Here is a 14,100-nt window from a genome sequence, read left to right as displayed (position 1 = left end):
CGCGGCGTCCGGTGCGTGCTCTCGGTGTGCCGGGCGGAAGCCCGTGTACTGGACGTACTCGGGATTACGCCCGGTGCGCCGAGAGCGCGTGCCGGACGCCGCGGGACAGGCGGGACTTTGCGGACACCCCCTAGCCGCCCAGGGCCCGGACTCCGGCGGTGACGACCACGGCGGCGGCGACCACGAGCAGGAACGGCGCCCGCAGCAGCAGTGCGAGCCCGGCGGCGGCCAGCCCGGCGGCGCGGGCGTCGAGGACGAGCTCGTGCCCGGTGCTGAAGGTCTGCTGGGCGGTGAGCGCGGCGAGCAGCGCGACCGGCAGCAGGGCGGCGAGCCGGCGCACCGCCGGCCGCTCCAGCACCCCGGAGGGCACGAGCAGCCCGGCGAGCTTGACGGCGTAGCAGCCGACGACGGTGAGCGCGATGGCGATCCAGACGTTCACGAGCGGCGTCCCTTCAGCCAGAGGATCGCGGGGGCGGCGAGCGCGGCGACGAGCACCGGCAGCCCGGCGGGCAGTACGGGCAGCAGGCCCAGCCCGAGGACGAGGGCCAGCGCGGCGACGGCCCGCTCGGTGGCGGTCTTCAGCATCGGCGCGAGCAGGGCCAGGAAGACGGCCGGGCCCGCGGCGTCCAGCCCCCACGCCGAGGTGTCCCCGAGGGCCTCGGCCCCGAGGGCGCCGAGCAGGGTGGTGAGGTTCCACAGGACGTACAGGCTCAGGCCGGTCACGGTGAACCCGAGCCGGGCCGACCTGCGGTCGGGCTGGGCCAGCGCCACGGCGGTGGTCTCGTCGATCACCCAGTGGGCGGCGAGCGGCCGCACCGCCCGGGGCAGGGCGAGCAGCTGCGACAGCCGGAGCCCGTAGAAGGCGTTCCGCGTGCCGAGGAAGAAGGCTCCCGCGGCCGCGGTGAACGGGTTCCCGCCCGCGGCCAGCGCCCCGACCAGTGCGAACTGCGAGGCTCCGGTGAACACCAGCAGGCTCAGCACACAGGCCTGGAGCACGCTGATCCCGGCCCCGGCGGCGGTCACCCCGAACGCGAACCCGGACAGCCCGACGGCCACCCCGACCCCGAGCGCGTCCCGTACGACGGCCCGGCGCGGCCGCTCCCCGACCCCCTCGGGGGTCTCCTGCTTCACCATCTGTCGCTCCACCACGCCCCGACCGTACGCAGCCCGCCCCGACCGGGTCTTGTACGTTCTTGCACGCGGGAGCGCGGGAGCGCCGGAACGCGGGAGAACGGGAGCGCTGGGCGGCCTCAGCCCCCGGCCGGCGGCCCGCCGCCCGAGCGTTCGCGGCGGTACGCGCCCGGCGGGACGCCCACGATGCGGGTGAAATGGCGGTTCAGGTGGGGCTGGTCGGTGAAGCCGACGGTGACGGCCGCCTCCGCGGGCGGGGTGCCCGCGTCCAGCAGTGCCCTGGCCCGCCGGACCCGGGCGTCGGTCAGCCAGGTGTGCGGCGGCATCCCGTACCGCTCCCGGAAGGCCCTCAGCAGGGCGAAGGGGCTGGTCCCCAGTTCCGCGGCGAGCTGTTCCAGCGACGGCGGCTCGGCCATCCGCTCCTGGAGCACCGCGCGGGCCGCCGCGGCGTCGACCGCTCCGGCGCTGCGGAGCGTACGGGCGGGCAGCGGCCCGGCGTGCCGGGTCAGCATCCGCGCGACCGCACCGCGCAGCAGCGTGTCGGCGGCCAGCGCGTTCCCTTCCTCGGCGGCCCGGTGCACCTCGGTGATCACGTGCGACGTCTGCGGGTCGGTGACCGAGTCGGCGGTGAAGCCGGGGGTCCCGCGCAGGCTGCCGATCTCCGCGGCCACCTCGGTGATCAGCTCCCGGGAGGGGTAGAGCGTGGCGTAGGCCCAGCCCTCGGGGACCCCGGCGCGCGCGGTGTGCGGCACCTCGGGGTTGATCAGGACCACGCTGCCGGGCCCGGCCCGCACGGTACCGCCGGGCAGGCCGACCTCCTCGATGCCGCCGGTGACGGCCGCGATGACGTACCCGTCGTGGGCGTGGCGCGGGAAGGTGTGGCGCACGTAGTGGGCGCGCAGCAGGTCCAGTCCGGGCAGCTGCGCGTAGCGCCAGTGCCGCGCCCACTCCCGCTCGCCCGACTCCTGCGCCCTGTCCGCCATGCCCCCATTCTGCGCCCCGGCCGGTTCCGGTGTTTGCCCAGGTCCGGGCCGTTGTCGGTACCCGGGTGCAGGATGGGGGCATGGCCGGCTCCGCGCTCGATGCGTTCTCCCCCGCGACCCGCTCCTGGTTCACGGGGGCCTTCGTCGCGCCCACCTCCGCCCAGGAGGGTGCCTGGCGGGCCATCCGGGAGGGCTCCGACGTCCTCGTCGTGGCGCCGACCGGCTCGGGCAAGACCCTGGCCGCCTTCCTCGCCGCCCTCGACCAGCTGGCCTCCACCCCGCCGCCGGCCGAGCCGAAGAAGCGCTGCCGGGTGCTGTACGTGTCCCCGCTGAAGGCCCTCGCCGTCGACGTCGAGCGGAATCTGCGCAGCCCGCTGACCGGGATCCGCCAGGAGTCCGTCCGCCTGGGTCTGCCCGAGCCGGAGATCCGGGTCGGGATCCGCTCCGGGGACACCCCGCCGGCGGAGCGGCGCTCGCTGGCCACCCGGCCGCCGGACATCCTGATCACCACGCCCGAGTCCCTCTTCCTGATGCTGACCTCGGCCGCGCGCGACGCGCTGTCCGGGATCGAGACGGTGATCCTGGACGAGGTGCACGCGGTCGCGGGGACCAAGCGCGGTGCGCACCTGGCGCTGTCCCTGGAGCGGCTGGACGAGCTGCTGCCCCGCCCGGCCCGCCGGATCGGACTGTCGGCGACGGTCCGGCCGGTGGACGAGGTGGCGCGCTACCTCGCGCCGCGCGGCAGGGCCGAGATCGTGCAGCCGCCCTCGGCGAAGGAGTTCGACCTGTCGGTGGTCGTCCCGGTGCAGGACATGGGCGAGTTGGGAGGCTCGCCGGCCACCGAGGGGCAGGAGGGCGGGGACAAGCCCTCCATCTGGCCGCATGTGGAGGAGCGCATCGCGGATCTGGTCCAGGCCCACCGCTCCACGATCGTGTTCGCCAACTCCCGCCGCCTGGCCGAGCGGCTGTGCAACCGGCTGAACGAGATCGCGTACGAGCGCGCCATGGGCGAGAAGCTGCCCGACGGCCCGCCCCCGGCCGAGATCATGGCCCAGTCGGGGGCCGCCCAGGGCGCCCCGCCCCTGCTGGCGCGGGCGCACCACGGCTCGGTCTCCAAGGAGCAGCGGGCGCTGGTGGAGGAGGATCTGAAGGCGGGCCGGCTGCCCGCCGTGGTCGCCACCTCCAGTCTGGAGCTGGGCATCGACATGGGCGCGGTCGACCTGGTGGTGCAGGTGGAGTCCCCGCCCTCGGTGGCCTCCGGGCTGCAGCGCGTGGGCCGGGCCGGGCACCAGGTGGGCGCGGTCTCCACGGGGGTGGTGTTCCCCAAGTACCGCGGTGACCTGGTCCAGGCGGCCGTGGTCACCGAGCGGATGCGCAGCGGGTCGATCGAGTCGCTGCGCATCCCCTCGAATCCGCTGGACGTGCTCGCGCAGCAGGTGGTCGCGATGACCGCGATGGACACCTGGCAGCTGGACGACCTGCTGGCGCTGGTGCGCCGGGCGGCGCCGTTCGCGGCGCTGCCGGAGTCGGCGTTCACGGCGGTGCTGGACATGCTGGCGGGCCGGTATCCCTCCGACGCGTTCGCGGAGCTCAGACCGCGGGTCGTCTGGGACCGGGTCGCGGGGACGGTCACCGGGCGGCCGGGGGCCCAGCGCCTCGCGGTGACCTCCGGCGGCACCATCCCCGACCGGGGCCTCTTCGGCGTGTTCCTCGCGGGCGCCGATCCGAAGAAGGGCGGCGGCCGGGTCGGCGAGCTCGACGAGGAGATGGTCTACGAGTCGCGCGTGGGGGACGTGTTCACGCTGGGCACCACCTCCTGGCGGATCGAGGACATCACCCGCGACCGGGTCCTGGTCTCGCCCGCCCCCGGGGTTCCCGGCCGGCTGCCGTTCTGGAAGGGCGACCAGCTGGGCCGCCCCCTCGAACTGGGCCGCGCGGTCGGCGCGTTCCTGCGCGAGCTCGGCGGCCTGGCCGAGGAGGACGCCCGGCTGCGCCTGGTGGCGGCCGGGCTGGACGCCTGGGCCGCGGAGAACGTCCTCGCCTATCTCGCGGAGCAGCGTGAGGCCTGCGGCCACGTCCCCGACGACCGGACGATCGTGGTCGAGCGGTTCCGCGACGAGCTCGGCGACTGGCGGGTCGTGGTCCACTCCCCCTTCGGCGCGCAGGTGCACGCCCCGTGGGCGCTCGCGCTCGGCGCCCGCCTCTCCGAGAAGTACGGCATGGACGCGCAGGTCATGCATGCCGACGACGGGATCGTGCTCCGGCTGCCCGATGCGGACCTGCTCTCCATGGACCTGCTCGACCACGACCCGGCCGCGTCCCACGCCTTCGCGTTCGATGACGAACAGGCCCCGCTGGGCGCCGCGGACGTGGCCTTCGACCACGGCGAGATCAACCAGATCGTCACCGACCAGGTCGGCGGCTCCGCCCTGTTCGCCTCCCGGTTCCGCGAGTGCGCGGCGCGCGCCCTACTGCTGCCGCGCCGCAGTCCCGGCAAGCGGACCCCGCTGTGGCAGCAGCGCCAGCGGGCCTCCCAACTGCTCCAGGTGGCTTCGGAGTTCGGTTCGTTCCCGATCGTGCTGGAAGCCGTGCGGGAGTGCCTGCAGGACGTTTTCGACGTGCCGGGCCTGACGGAGCTGATGGGGGACATCGAGGCGCGCCGGGTCCGCCTGGTCGAGGTCACCACCCCCGAACCGTCTCCCTTCGCCCGGTCGCTGCTCTTCGGGTACGTGGCCCAGTTCCTGTACGAGGGGGACTCGCCGCTCGCCGAGCGCAGGGCGGCCGCGCTCTCGCTGGACTCCCGGCTGCTGGCGGAGCTGCTGGGCCAGGCGGAGCTGCGCGAGCTGCTCGACGCGGAGGTACTGGAGGAGTTGGAGCGGGAGCTCCAGTGGCTGACGGAGGACCGGCGCGCCAAGGACGCCGAGTCCGTCGCCGACCTGCTGCGCCTGCTCGGCCCGCTGACCACGGCCGAACTGGCCGAGCGCGGCGCCGACCCGGCCTGGCCGCAGGCCTTGGCCCGGGCCCGCCGGGCCATCGCGGTCCGGATCGGCGGCGCGGACCACTGGGCGGCGGTCGAGGACGCGGGCCGGCTGCGCGACGCGCTGGGCACCGCGCTCCCGGTCGGGGTCCCCGAGGCGTTCACCGAGCCGGTCAAGGACCCGCTCGGCGACCTCCTGGCCCGGTACGCCCGTACGCACGGGCCGTTCACCACGGCCGCCGTCGCCGCCCGCTTCGGCCTGGGCGCGGCGGTGACCGAGGGCGCCCTGCACCGGCTCGCGGCGGCGGGCCGGGTGGTGCAGGGCGAGTTCCACCCGGCCGGCATCGGCCAGGAGTGGTGCGACGCGACCGTGCTGCGCAGGCTGCGCCGCCGCTCGCTGGCGGCGCTGCGCCAGGAGCTGGAGCCGGTCCCGCCGACCTCCCTGGCCACCTTCCTGCCGCAGTGGCAGCACCTGGGCGGCGCCCTGCGCGGCATCGACGGCCTGGCCCGGGCGATCGAGCAGCTCCAGGGCGCCCCGGTGCCCGCCTCTGCGCTGGAGCGGCTGATCCTGCCCTCCCGGGTCTCGGGGTACTCCCCGACCCTGCTGGACGAGCTCACCACCACCGGTGAGGTGGTGTGGGCGGGCGCCGGGGCCCTCCCCGGCAAGGACGGCTGGGTCTCGCTCTACCTGGCGGACGCGGCCCCGCTGCTGCTGCCCCCGCCGCACCCGCTGGAGCTGACCCCCCTCCACCAGGCGGTGCTCGAGACCCTGTCCGGCGGGTACGGGCTGTTCTTCCGCCAGCTCGCCGAATCGGTGCGCGCCAAGTGGTCCGAGGCCACCGACCTCGAACTGTCCGACGCCGTCTGGGACCTGGCCTGGTCGGGCCGGCTGACCAACGACACGCTCTCCCCGCTGCGCTCGCTGCTCGGCTCGGGCCGCACCGCGGGCGCGACCGCCCACCGGGCCCGGCGCACCGTCCCGCGCGGCCGCTACGGGACGCTCAGCGCGCAGGTGTCCCGCCCCGGCCCGCCCACGGTCTCCGGCCGCTGGTCGCTGCTGCCCGCCCAGGCCCCCGACCCCACCCACCGGGCGCACGCGCTGGCCCGGACCCTGCTGGACCGGCACGGGGTGGTCACGCGGGGCGCGGTGGCCGCCGAGGGCGTGGAGGGCGGCTTCAGCGCGGTGTACCGGGTCCTGTCGGCCTTCGAGGACAGCGGGCAGGCCCGCCGCGGCTATGTGGTGGAGGGCCTGGGCGCGGCCCAGTTCGCGATGGACGGGGCGGTGGACCGGCTGCGCTCGGCCGAGCGGAACCCTCCCCCGCTGGCGGCGGTGGTCCTGGCGGCGGCCGATCCGGCGAACGCGTACGGGGCGGCCCTGCCCTGGCCCGAGCCCCCGGCCGGGGCCACGCACAAGCCGGGCCGCAAGGCGGGCTCGCTGGTGGTCCTGGTCGACGGCGAGCTCATCCTGTACGTGGAGCGCGGCGGCAAGACGCTCCTGGCCTGGCCCCCGGCGCAGGACCCCCGGCTCGCGGCGGCCACCGCGGCCCTGGCGGCGGCCTCCCGGATCGGCACGCTCCCGGCGCTCACGGTGGAACGGATCAACGCCGCCCCGGCGTTGACCTCCCCGCTGGGCCCGGCCCTGGAGGCGGCCGGCTTCCACGCCACCCCGCGGGGGCTGCGCCTGCGCTCGTGAACCGAAGGCTGAATCCCACATTCCGGTCTCGACCATCGCGCTTACGTCCCGCTTATGTCTTGAGCACGTCACGAAGCCCGTCTCGGCTGGCAACCCCGCCCTTTTCTGGACTATCAAGATCACCGCAGGCATCAAGCGTGACGATGCCACGTCAAAAGATCACACTCATGGGGGACCAGAAAAGTGAGCACCAACACCATGCGACGAGCGGCAACGGGCGTCATAGGTCTGGCGGTTGCCGGAACCCTGACCCTCACCGGCTGTAAGAACGGCAACGAAGAGGCCGCGCCCGCGCAGTCGAGCGCCCCGGCCGCCCAGCCGAGCCAGGGCGGCCAGGACTCCGCCCAGCCCAGCACCCCGGCCAGCCCCTCCACCGGCGGCGGCCAGGCCCCCGCGGGCGCGGCGGGCCAGGCCAAGCCCGGCCAGACCTTCAAGATCGGCGAGACGGCGCAGGTGCCGTTCAGCTACGGCAGCACCAAGGGCGGCACCCTCGCCCTCACCGTCACCGCCGTCGAGCAGGGCCAGCCGGCCGACCTGGACGCGCTCAAGCTGGGCGACAAGGTCAAGGGGATGATCCCCTACTACATCCGCTACTCGGTCAAGAACATCGGCACCGTGGACCTCTCCTACGCTTCCGTGGGCCACATGAAGGGCCTCCTCCCGGACGGTTCCGAGGCCCAGGGCGTCTCCGTCATCGGCAAGTTCGAGAAGTGCAAGGACGAGACCCTGCCGAAGGGCTTCACCAACGGCCAGACGCAGACCAGCTGCGCCATCGCCCTGGCCCCCTCCGCCCAGACGAAGGTGGTCGGCGCCGAGTACTGGGGCGACCCGTACAACAACCTGAACGACGGCAAGGGCCTCTTCTGGAAGTAGCGGCCACCCCGCACCCGCCCTTCCCGACCACCGGAGCCCCCGCCCGCGCCACCGCGCGGCGGGGGCTCCGGCCGCCTCGGCCCGCCGGGGCGACAATGGCGCCATGCCCGAAGGAGACAGCGTCTGGCGCGCCGCCGCCCGGCTGCACGCCGCCCTGGCCGGCCACGAGCTGACCCGCAGCGACCTGCGCGTCCCCCGCTTCGCCACCGCCGACCTCACCGGCCGCACCACCCTCGACGTCACCCCGCGCGGCAAACACCTCCTCGCCCGCTTCGAAGGTGGCCTCACCCTCCACACCCACCTGGGCATGGACGGCTCCTGGCGCCTCTTCGGGGCGCGGGAGAAGTGGCACGGCGGCCCCGCGTACGAGATCCGGGCCGTCCTCGCCACCGCCGGACACACGGCCGTCGGCTACCGCCTCCCCGTCGTCGAGCTGCTGCGCACCTCCGAGGAGGACCGGGCCGTCGGCCACCTGGGCCCCGACCTCCTCGGCCCCGACTGGGACGCTGAGCAGGCCGCGGCCAACCTCCTCGCCACCCCCGGGCGCCCGCTCGGCGAGGCCCTGCTCGACCAGCGCAACCTGGCCGGCATCGGCAACATCTACAAGTCCGAGCTCTGCTTCCTCGCCCAGGTCACCCCCTGGACCCCGGTCGGCGGGCTGCCCGACCCCGGGACCACCGCCGTCCGCCTGGCCGGCGCCGCCCACCGCCTGCTGCGCGCCAACACCGGCGACCGCGGGATCCGCAACACGACCGGCAGCCGCCGCCCCGGCCAGGAGCTCTTCGTGTACGGCCGAGCCCGCCGCCCCTGCCTGCGCTGCGGCACCCCCGTCCGCGAGGCCCCGCAGGACGACCGGCCGACGTACTGGTGCCCGCGCTGCCAGTCCGGCCCGACCCCACCCCTCCCGCCTGGTTGACGGTCCGTCAGATCCGGTCGTACCGTCCCCGCATGCCCACACCCAGAGCCCCGTACGACCTCACCGGCCGGACCGCCCTGATCACCGGCGCCGCGAGCGGCATAGGCCGGGCCACCGCCGTCCTCCTCGCCGAGGCGGGCGCCGCCGTGCACTGCGCGGACCGCGACGAGCAGGGCCTCGCCGAGACGGCGGACCTCGTCGCCAAGGCCGGCGGATCCGCCGCCGTCCACCCCCTCGACGTCACCGACCGGGCCGCCCTGCGCGCCGCCGTCACGGCCGCCGGACCGCTCGACATCACCGCGGCCATCGCCGGGATCATGCACACCAGCAGCGTCCTGGACACGGCCGACGAGGACCTCGACCGGGTCCTGGACATCAACTTCAAGGGGGTCCTGCGCACCTGCCAGGAGGCCGCCCGCGCCATGATCGCGGCCGGTCGCCCCGGCTCGATCGTCACGATGGCCTCCGGCGCCGTGGACGCCGCCCAGCCCGGCCTGCTCTGCTACAGCGCCGCCAAGGCCGCCGTCGTCCAGCTCACCAAGACCCTCGCCACCGAGGCCGGCCCCCACGGCATCCGCGTCAACGCCGTCGCCCCCGGTTGGATCCGCACCCCCATGACCGGCCGGCACAGCCCCGAGGTCCAGGCGCAGACCGAGGCCGCGATGGTCCGGATGTCCCCCCTGCGCCGCGTCGGGGAGCCCGAGGACGTCGCCCGGGCCGTGCTCTACCTCGCCTCGGACGCCTCGTCCTTCATGACGGGCCAGATCCTCCGCCCGAACGGCGGAGTGTCGATGCCCTGGTGATCTCCCGCGCCGTGTCGACCGGCTCGGCGTCCGCGCGCTGCGCCTCCAGCCGGGCCGCCCGCCGGGCCCTGCGTACGGGCCCCGGCGTGCAGTGCACCGGCAGCAGCCCCAGCCCCCAGCCGCCCACGGCCACCGCGCCCTCCACCGGACCCGACTCACCCGGCACCAGCGCCAGCCGCAGCACCGCCCACCACCACAGCGCGCCCATCGCCACAGCGAGGGCCACCACCGGGGGTATGCCCAGTACCGGAGGTGTCCGCAGTAACCGCCGCACGGCGTGCCTCCCGGGATCAGGGCCGCGATCCGGACGCGTCCGGATTCCCCATCCTCCCGTACACCCCCCGGCGGCGCACCCAGAACGGCCGGGAGCCCCGGCCGGTGCGTGATGCACCGGCCGGGGCTCCGGCCACGCTCATTTCTTCACAGCTCGCGCATGGAGCTCACGCGGCTACGACATTCACCGCTTCCGCAGGCGCCTTGATGGTCACCCGCTCCGGCCCGCCCGTGACCGAAGCCACGGAGACCGAATTGAGCATCGGGCGGACCGGCACGGTGACCGGTTCGCTGGCCGCGGCCGACTGCGCCAGCTCGGCCAGCGACAGTTCGTCGCTGACTTCGCGCATCAGCTCGGACATCCGTACGTCCAACGCGTCGCAGATCGCGGAGAGCAGCTCGGAGGATGCCTCCTTCTGCCCCCGCTCCACCTCGGAAAGATAGCCGAGAGAAACTCGGGCGGACGAGGAGACTTCGCGCAGAGTACGGCCCTGGCGCTGGCGCTGCCGACGCAGCACGTCACCCAGCAGGCGACGGAGCAGAATCATCGGTGGCTCCCTCCTCTGACCGTGTAGCCGCATCCTTCACGCCCCACCGTACCGCCTCGCGCCGCGGCCGTGCGGGGAGCTATGTCGTGTTCACTCAGGGCTGCAAACATCAAATCCCCCCGTTCTGTTCCGTATCCTGCCCCCGCGCATTCTCGCGGAGTTCGCTCGAGAGCAGTTCGAGCACTGTCCGTGCACTCTCCCTACGAATTTCCGCACGGGAGCCGTTCAACCTCAGCGGGACGGTTTTCCTGCCCGCCGGACCCGCCACGGCGATGAAAACGGTGCCCACCGGCTGCCCGTCCTGCGGGTCCGGGCCGGCCACTCCGGTGGTCGCGATCCCCCACGATGCACCCAGCACGCGTCGTACGCCCGCCGCCATCTCGGCCGCGACCTGCGCGTTCACCGCGCCTTCAGCGGCCAGCAGCCCGGCGTCCACCCCCAGGATCCGGTGCTTCAGCTCGGTGGCGTACGCCGTGACCGAACCGCGGAACGACCGGGAGGCGCCGGCGATGCCGGTCAGCTCCGCGGCCACCATGCCGCCGGTCAGCGACTCGGCCACCGCGAGGGTCTGGTCACTCTCCGCAAGCAGGCGCAGCACCTCCGCGGCGAGCACTGCGGTGGTCCCGGACTCCGGCGCCGGTTCCGCGGCGCCCGAAGCCGCCCCGCCCGCCACCGCAGATTCCCCCACCGCGTATGTCACCTCGCGGCCCGCTCCGCTTCCAGGCCCTGGCGACGCAGCACCACGGCCTGACGGATGTAGTCCAAACCGGTGACCACGGTCAGCACGACGGCGACCGCCATCACCCAGAAGCGCAAGCTCGCCAGCGGGCCGGTCAGTGCGAGCACGTACATGCCCACCGCCGTCCCCTGGGCCAGGGTCTTGAGCTTGCCGCCCCGGCTGGCGGGAATCACTCCGTAGCGGATGACCCAGAAACGCATGAGCGTGATCCCGAGTTCCCGCCCGAGGATCACCCCGGTCACCCACCAGGGCAGGTCTCCCAGCCAGGAGAGACAGATCAACGCCGACCCCATGATCGCCTTGTCGGCGATGGGGTCGGCGATCTTCCCGAAGTCCGTGACCAGGTTGTACGTACGGGCCAGGTGCCCGTCGAAGATGTCCGTGATCATGGCGACGGCGAACGCGGCCCAGGCCCACGCGCGCCACACCGGGTCGTACCCGCCGTCGGCGAGCAGGAGCAGGACGAATCCCGGCACCAGGACGAGCCGGATCATCGTCAGGATGTTCGCGATGTTCCACAGGCTGGCCTGATTGACCGCCGCGGCCCCCAGCTTCGCGCCGGGCGCGGGCCGGCGGCCGGTCCCGCCCGCCGCAGATGCCGGGACTCCGGTCATCCGGCCGCCTCCTCGTCGAGGTGCAGGGGCTCGGCCACCAGGTCCACGCCCAGCGTGCCGACCACCTTCGCCGTCACGATACGGCCGGGCACCAGGCCCGTGCTGTCCGTGAAGACGACCTGTCCGTCGGTCTCGGGGGCCTGGTGCGCGGCCCGCCCGTAGGCACCGTCACCGTCCTCGTCCACCGCTTCCACGGACTCGACGAGTACCTCCAGGGTCTCCCCGATCCGCTCCTCCGCGCGCTGCGAGGTGAGCTCCTCGGCGAGCCGCTGCATGTGCGCGAGCCGCGCGGCGATCGTCTCCTCGTCCAGCTTGTTCTCGTACGTGACGGCCTCGGTGCCGTCCTCGTCGGAGTAGCCGAAGACGCCGATCGCGTCGAGCCGGGCGTGGGTGAGGAAGCGCTCCAGCTCCTTGAAGTCCGCCTCGCTCTCGCCGGGGAAGCCGACGATGAAGTTGGACCGGACGCCGGCCTGCGGCGCCTTGCTGCGGATGGTGTCCAGCAGCTCCAGGAACCGGTCGGTGTCGCCGAAGCGGCGCATGGCGCGCAGCACGTCGGGGGCCGAGTGCTGGAAGGACAGGTCGAAGTACGGCACGACCTTGGGGGTCGAGGTCAGTACGTCGATCAGGCCGGGCCGCATCTCGGCCGGCTGTAGGTAGCTGACGCGGACGCGCTCGATGCCGTCCACCTCGGCCAGCTCGGGCAGCAGGGTCTCCAGCAGGCGGATGTCGCCGAGGTCCTTGCCGTACGAGGTGTTGTTCTCGGAGACCAGCATGATCTCCTTGACGCCCTGCTCGGCGAGCCAGCGCGTCTCGCCCAGCACGTCGCTGGGGCGGCGGGAGATGAAGGAGCCGCGGAAGGACGGAATGGCGCAGAACGAGCAGCGCCGGTCGCAGCCGGAGGCGAGCTTGACCGAGGCGACGGGGCTCTTGTCCAGGCGGCGGCGCAGGGGCGCGCGCGGCCCGGAGGCGGGAGCGACTCCGTCGGGGAGGTCCGCGGGGGCCTCGGCCGGCTCCTCGACGGGCGCCGACTGGGCGTGGCCGGGCAGCGCCACCGCGCTCTCCTGGCGGGCCGCGGGGCTGATCGGCAGCAGCTTGCGCCGGTCACGCGGGGTGTGGGAGGCGTGGATGCCGCCGTTCAGGATGGTCTGAAGGCGGTCGGAGATGTCGGCGTAGTCGTCGAAGCCGAGCACGCCGTCGGCCTCGGGGAGGGCCTCGGCGAGCTCCTTGCCGTAGCGCTCGGCCATGCAGCCGACGGCGACGACGGCCTGGGTCTTGCCGTGATCCTTGAGATCGTTGGCTTCCAGCAGGGCGTCTACGGAGTCCTTTTTGGCGGCTTCGACGAAGCCGCAGGTGTTGACGACGGCTACGTCCGCGTCGGCGGCGTCCTCGACGAGCTCCCAGCCATCCGCCGCCAAGCGGCCTGCGAGCTCCTCCGAGTCCACCTCGTTACGGGCGCAGCCAAGAGTGACAAGGGCGACGGTACGGCGTTCGGGCATGGACTCAAGACTACTTTGTCCAAACGCCGGCCCCCGCCCCAAGTCCCGGTAAACCAAGATCCCCGGGGTGCGGCGCAGCACCCCGGGGACCCGGAATCACGGATTCAGCGCTGTATCAGCCCGCCTGGGCCGGTCCCTGGCGGGGGTCGTCCTTGGTGTATGTGAGGCGTTCCACCTGACCCGGCTGGAAGTCGTCCTTGATCTCCTTGCCGTTCACGAAGAGCTTCACGACCCCGGCGTCGCCGAGGACGAGGTCGATGGACTCCTTGTCCGTGAAGGTCTTGGACTCGCCGGGGGTCAGCGTCCCGTCGAACAGCAGCCGGCCGCTGTGGTCCTTCGCGGAGATCCAGCTCTCGCCGTCGTTGGCCGTCAGGACGACCGTGACGAGGTCCTTGGGCGCGGCGGCGATCGCACTGTCCGAAGGCTCCGGCTTGGCGGGCTTCGGGGTCTGCTGGGGCTGGGCGGCCGGCTTCCCGGCCGACTGCTTGGGCGCTGCCTGCGGGGCGGCGGAGGCGTCCGCCACCGGCCGCTTCTCCTTCGCGTCGCCGCCGCTGAAGGCGGTGAAGCCCACGAAGCCGATCACGGCGACGATGGCGGCGACCATGGCCGCGGTCCAGTTGGGCCGCTGCCGCTCGGGTCGGATGCGCTCGGCGTCGAACATCGGCGCGGCGGGCGTGGGGGCCGGCCGGCCGCCGTGGGCCGCGTCGTACGCGTCGACCAGGGGTTCCGGATCGATGTGGACGGCGCGGGCGAGCGTACGGATGTGGCCGCGGGCGTAGACGTCGCCGCCGCACCGCGTGAAATCGTCAGCTTCGATCGCGTGCACGATCGGGATGCGCACACGGGTGGTGGAACTGACCTCGTCGACAGTGAGCCCGGCGGCGATCCGGGCCTTCTTCAGGACCGTCCCGATGGACGGCCCTTCGGCCTTGCGTTCGATGATGCGGTCCTCGGACCGGTCGTCGGTCGAAGGACGCTCATCTTCGGGGGAGTTGGAGTTGCCGATGGACACGAGGGCGCCTTTCGAGCGTGTAGCCACCTGCTGGATGTCCAG

The 14,100-nt window shown here is 73.8% G+C and carries 13 protein-coding genes; 4 read left to right on the top strand and 9 right to left on the bottom strand.

Going from position 1 to position 14,100, the window contains the following annotated elements; translation table 11 throughout:
* Window positions 1-130: 130 nt before the first annotated feature.
* From ACFYZS_RS39830 to ACFYZS_RS39820, 3 genes are all read right to left on the bottom strand, one after another.
* Window positions 131-439, bottom strand: a complete 309-nt coding sequence (locus ACFYZS_RS39830; RefSeq protein ID WP_389024291.1) for an AzlD domain-containing protein — start codon at window positions 437-439, stop codon at window positions 131-133.
* Window positions 436-1,134: an AzlC family ABC transporter permease gene (locus ACFYZS_RS39825; protein WP_389024297.1), complete on the bottom strand. Its 699-nt coding sequence runs from the start codon at window positions 1,132-1,134 to the stop codon at window positions 436-438. Before ACFYZS_RS39825 ends, ACFYZS_RS39830 begins: the two co-directional genes overlap by 4 nt.
* 116 nt (window positions 1,135-1,250) lie before the next feature.
* Window positions 1,251-2,114 (bottom strand): AraC family transcriptional regulator, encoded by an 864-nt coding sequence (locus ACFYZS_RS39820; protein ID WP_389024289.1) that lies wholly within the window; start codon window positions 2,112-2,114, stop codon window positions 1,251-1,253.
* An 80-nt stretch (window positions 2,115-2,194) separates the two neighbouring features.
* On the opposite strand from ACFYZS_RS39820, the gene ACFYZS_RS39815 reads away from it, so the two are divergent.
* From ACFYZS_RS39815 to ACFYZS_RS39800, 4 genes are all read left to right on the top strand, one after another.
* Entirely contained in the window at window positions 2,195-6,784 is a 4,590-nt protein-coding gene (locus ACFYZS_RS39815; RefSeq protein WP_389024286.1) for an ATP-dependent helicase, read from the top strand.
* A 183-nt stretch (window positions 6,785-6,967) separates the two neighbouring features.
* Window positions 6,968-7,657 carry a hypothetical protein gene (locus tag ACFYZS_RS39810; RefSeq protein WP_389024283.1) on the top strand — a complete coding sequence of 230 codons (690 nt, stop codon included), beginning with the start codon at window positions 6,968-6,970 and terminating at the stop codon, window positions 7,655-7,657.
* Between the two features lie 103 nt (window positions 7,658-7,760).
* Window positions 7,761-8,573: an Fpg/Nei family DNA glycosylase gene (locus ACFYZS_RS39805; RefSeq protein ID WP_389024280.1), complete on the top strand. Its 813-nt coding sequence runs from the start codon at window positions 7,761-7,763 to the stop codon at window positions 8,571-8,573.
* 32 nt (window positions 8,574-8,605) lie between these two features.
* Complete coding sequence (locus ACFYZS_RS39800) at window positions 8,606-9,376, top strand: SDR family NAD(P)-dependent oxidoreductase (protein WP_389024277.1); 771 nt, start codon at window positions 8,606-8,608, stop codon at window positions 9,374-9,376.
* Here ACFYZS_RS39800 and ACFYZS_RS39795 read toward each other — a convergent pair.
* The 6 genes from ACFYZS_RS39795 to ACFYZS_RS39770 all read right to left on the bottom strand — a co-directional run bounded on the left by ACFYZS_RS39795 (window position 9,324) and on the right by ACFYZS_RS39770 (window position 14,058).
* Complete coding sequence (locus ACFYZS_RS39795; protein WP_389024294.1) at window positions 9,324-9,584, bottom strand: hypothetical protein; 261 nt, start codon at window positions 9,582-9,584, stop codon at window positions 9,324-9,326. The two genes, ACFYZS_RS39800 and ACFYZS_RS39795, sit on opposite strands and share 53 nt — an antisense overlap.
* Before the next feature lie 232 nt (window positions 9,585-9,816).
* Entirely contained in the window at window positions 9,817-10,197 is a 381-nt protein-coding gene (locus ACFYZS_RS39790; protein WP_048477521.1) for a helix-turn-helix domain-containing protein, read from the bottom strand.
* Window positions 10,198-10,306: 109 nt separating this feature from the next.
* Entirely contained in the window at window positions 10,307-10,810 is a 504-nt protein-coding gene (locus ACFYZS_RS39785) for a CinA family protein (RefSeq protein WP_389024274.1), read from the bottom strand.
* A gap of 83 nt (window positions 10,811-10,893) precedes the next feature.
* Window positions 10,894-11,550, bottom strand: a complete 657-nt coding sequence (gene pgsA / locus ACFYZS_RS39780) for a CDP-diacylglycerol--glycerol-3-phosphate 3-phosphatidyltransferase (RefSeq protein WP_053692401.1) — start codon at window positions 11,548-11,550, stop codon at window positions 10,894-10,896.
* A complete protein-coding gene (gene rimO / locus ACFYZS_RS39775; protein WP_389024269.1) occupies window positions 11,547-13,046 on the bottom strand; it encodes a 30S ribosomal protein S12 methylthiotransferase RimO in 1,500 nt (499 codons plus the stop codon). Before rimO ends, pgsA begins: the two co-directional genes overlap by 4 nt.
* Window positions 13,047-13,161: 115 nt before the next feature.
* Window positions 13,162-14,058, bottom strand: coding sequence for a helix-turn-helix domain-containing protein (locus ACFYZS_RS39770; protein ID WP_389024266.1), 897 nt, complete (start codon window positions 14,056-14,058; stop codon window positions 13,162-13,164).
* Window positions 14,059-14,100: the final 42 nt, after the last annotated feature.

It is taken from the genome of Streptomyces sp. NPDC001903 (assembly GCF_042891345.1).
GTDB lineage: Bacteria > Actinomycetota > Actinomycetes > Streptomycetales > Streptomycetaceae > Streptomyces.
Note: the sequence above shows the minus strand (reverse complement) of the source record. Positions and strands in the feature narration are given on the sequence as shown.